This is a genomic window from Pantoea sp. GM01 (assembly GCF_000282675.1).
Classification (GTDB): Bacteria; Pseudomonadota; Gammaproteobacteria; order Enterobacterales; family Enterobacteriaceae; genus Pantoea; species Pantoea nemavictus.
Genome location: NZ_AKIU01000018.1, coordinates 1 through 3,242, shown reverse-complemented (window position 1 = coordinate 3,242; position 3,242 = coordinate 1). Strand labels below are relative to the sequence as shown.

At 57.9% G+C, this 3,242-nt stretch carries 3 protein-coding genes; all 3 read left to right on the top strand.

Annotated features, from left to right (window positions below):
* Positions 1-15 precede the first annotated feature (15 nt).
* The gene (gene tssK / locus PMI17_RS04090) at positions 16-1,365 is read left to right on the top strand and encodes a type VI secretion system baseplate subunit TssK (RefSeq protein WP_007886449.1); all 1,350 of its coding nucleotides are present in this window, start codon (positions 16-18) and stop codon (positions 1,363-1,365) included.
* Entirely contained in the window at positions 1,362-2,045 is a 684-nt protein-coding gene (gene tssL, locus PMI17_RS04085) for a type VI secretion system protein TssL, short form (RefSeq protein ID WP_007886447.1), read from the top strand. The genes tssK and tssL overlap by 4 nt, the downstream gene beginning before the upstream one ends.
* Positions 2,045-3,242: hypothetical protein (locus PMI17_RS04080; RefSeq protein ID WP_007886446.1), on the top strand; the 1,198-nt coding region annotated here is incomplete at its 3' end. The genes tssL and PMI17_RS04080, both read left to right, overlap by 1 nt.

The window sequence follows — 3,242 nt, the reverse complement described above, 5'->3', positions numbered from 1 at the left end:
AGGCGGAACTCAGGGATGAAAATTTATCGTCCACTGTGGAACGAGGGGGCATTGCTGTCCCCTCAGCAGTTCCAGCAGCAGTCGGCATGGGAAGCGTTTACCAATGCTGGCCTTGTTGCGCTGACGTCTCCATTCCCATGGGGCGTTGAGCAGGTTGAATTCGATGAAACGCAGCTGGCATCAGGCCGTGCAGTGGTTCAAACACTGCGCCTCTGGTTGCCAGACGGCACGTTAATCGATACCCGTCAAAGTGATGTTGCACCTGCACCGCGTGACCTGCGCTCAGATGCGATTTCAGGCAAAGACAGCATCACGGTATTACTGGCGTTACCGCTGATGCAGGCGGGTGGTGGTAACGTTTGTGAGACTGAAGCCACACCTGAGCGCCCGCAGCGTTACCGTCAGGAATGGGTCAACGTGCAGGACGCGTTTGGGCCGGAAGAAGAGTCGATTGCCGTGGCGCGCTTCAACCTTGCGCTGCGCTATCAGCATGAGAATAACGATGCGTGGGAAACCTGCCCGCTGTGCCGTCTGATTAGCGACGGGAAGGGCGGCTGGCGCATCGATCCGGCGTTTATTCCGCCGCTGGCACTGTTCTCTTCCAGCCATGCTCTACGTGAACGTCTAGTTCTCTTAAATCGCCAGTTACGTTCACGTCGCCAGCGTCTGATGGCGATGCGTCGTGAGAGCAACGAACGTCTGGCCGATTTTGCCGTGGCCGATGTGTCGCTTTTCTGGCTGCTTAACGCGCTGAATTCTCATGCACGTGTGCTTTCCGAGTTTGAACGGTTCCCGGCGCGCCACCCAGAACAAGTGTGGGCTGAGCTGGCACGTCTTGCTGGCAGCATCATGACGTTCTCACTGGATCACGATGTTGACGCCATTCCAGGTTATCAGCATGAAGATCCGGCACAGAGCTTCCCGCCGCTGTTTGACCTGATTGCCGGTCTGCTGGAAGCCAGCCTGCCGTCGCGCGTGATTGCGCTGGATATGTCGCGCCCGGATGGACAGACGTGGAAAGCCTCGCTGCATGACATGCGCCTACGTGAAGATGCCGATTTCTATCTGTCGGTACGTTCCGATGTGCCAGCCTGGCAGATTGCCGAACGCTTCCCGACGCTGTGCAAAGCCGGGTCGCCAGATAACGTCAACGCCATTTCCAGTATTGCGCTGGACGGCATTCCACTCATCGCCGTCAACCGCGTTCCTGCGGCGCTGCCGGTGCGTCTGGAAAACCAGTACTTCGCGTTGGATATGGAGTGCACCGCCTCACATGAAATGCTCGACCAGGGTGTCTGCCTGTTCTACATCCCGGCGCTGCTGGGCGAACTGGAGCTTGAACTCTTCGCGGTGCTGCGCTCATGAAAGATGACATTGATATCGACGAACTGATGGCAGAAACCTGGCTGACGGTGGCGATGCTGAAGCATGCGGCTGTCATCCCGGATGGCAAAGTGCTGTATCGCAACTGTCTGGCGCAGGTGGAAAAAGTGCGTGAAACACTGAAAGCCGCCAATGTTGACGAAGAAAGCATCGGTCATATCAGCTATGCGCAGTGTGCATTGCTGGATGAAGTGGTGCTGAGCCGTAAACCAGGTGAAACCGGCAGCAATGATGACACCGCCGGTGCACAGCGCGAATGGCGCGCCGTTCCGCTACAGGCGCACTTCTTTGGCTCGCTGCGTGCTGGTGAAGCCTTATGGGATCGCATTGCGGAAGTATTGCGTCAGCCCGCGCCGTTGATGGCAGTACTCACCTGCTATCACCGCGTGCTGTCGCTGGGCTTCCAGGGCATGTTCGGCGCGGCAAACGTCAATCCTAAACAGCGTGAAGAAGCGCTGGTTGCACTGAACGCACGCGTACCGCCGCTTGATCCCGCTGTTTCACTAGTGGTGCACAAGCGCAGGTTGCGTCATTACAGCCTGTTCCGTTCAGCCTGGTTTTGGGCTGGATTCGCACTGGCGGTCACGCTACTGGCGTGGTGGGGGGGGCATGAGTGGTTACAGGCACTGCTGGCGTCACAACTGCCGGAGTTGCGTTCCTGATGCGCCGCTGTTTCATCTTATCCGTGCTGGCACCGACGGCGCTGTGCATCATCGCGTTGCTATGGCTGCTGTGGAGTTTTATCGCGCTGACGCTGCCGGTGAAATGGCTGATTTCCCTGATAATGGTGCTGGCAACCGCTGCCGTGCTGTGGCCGCTGCACAAACGCTACGCCAGCGCTTCGGCATCCAGTTCAACGCTTTTGGCGGCTTCTGCTGAAGGGCCGATTGTGCTGGTGTATGGCAACGGGCTGGACGATTTTTTTGCCGATGAAAAGGTCAAAGTCACCGCGCAGGGCAGTTTGCATCGGGCCTCAAAGATTGAGGACTTGCGCAGTACTGTTGAGCAAATCTGGGATCACTCGCCGTTGCAGGCGGGCCGTCTGTCGGTGCTGTTCAGCTGTATTGCCGACGAGGAACAGGATGAAGGTGAGCTGCGCGCCCGACTGAAATCCCTGCGTCAGCAACTGAGATCCGTCACCGAACTGACCGGATTAGTTTTGCCGCTAACGCTGCAATGCCAGTTTTCCGGGCCTGCTACGCCATGGATTCTGGTACGTGACGATGAAGCCACGCTGACGGATGCGGATGGCAATCAGCTAGCGTTAGATGACTGGCAGCGCCAGGGCAATAACATCCTCTGCATCCCGGTTATCCGTCACGCCTGGCAATTCTTACGTGAAACACTGCTCGACGAACTGCAAAAAGCTGATCGACTCAGCCCGACGGTATCGCCTGTGGCGGTTTCCCTGCGCTGTGGCAGTGCCGTAGGTGCGGAGAGTTCGCTCTGGCAGCGATATCTGCAACGCCATGCGGTGATGATGTTTACGCCTGAAATGCATGCACCTCAACCCGCGACAACCTTTGCCGAGCCGCTGTTTGCCGTACTAACGCCAATGATTGTTCCGGTTCAGGGCGGCAGAACCGCGCGTCGCGTGATGCTGGTGCTGCTGTTTTGTGCGCTCGTGGCTCTGGCCTGTTCAACTAATAACAACCGCAAGCTGATTGAGCACACCGGCTATGGATTGCAACGCTGGCATGCCATTCCGATGGACAGCTACGTCGCGAAAGCCTCTTCGCTCGCAGCCTTGCAGCAGCAGGCGCTGTTGCTGGAGCGCTGGCATCGTCAGGGCGAACCCCTGCGCTATGGCCTCGGTCTTTATCCTGGAGCGCGGCTGTGGCTGGCGCTGCAACAAGCCA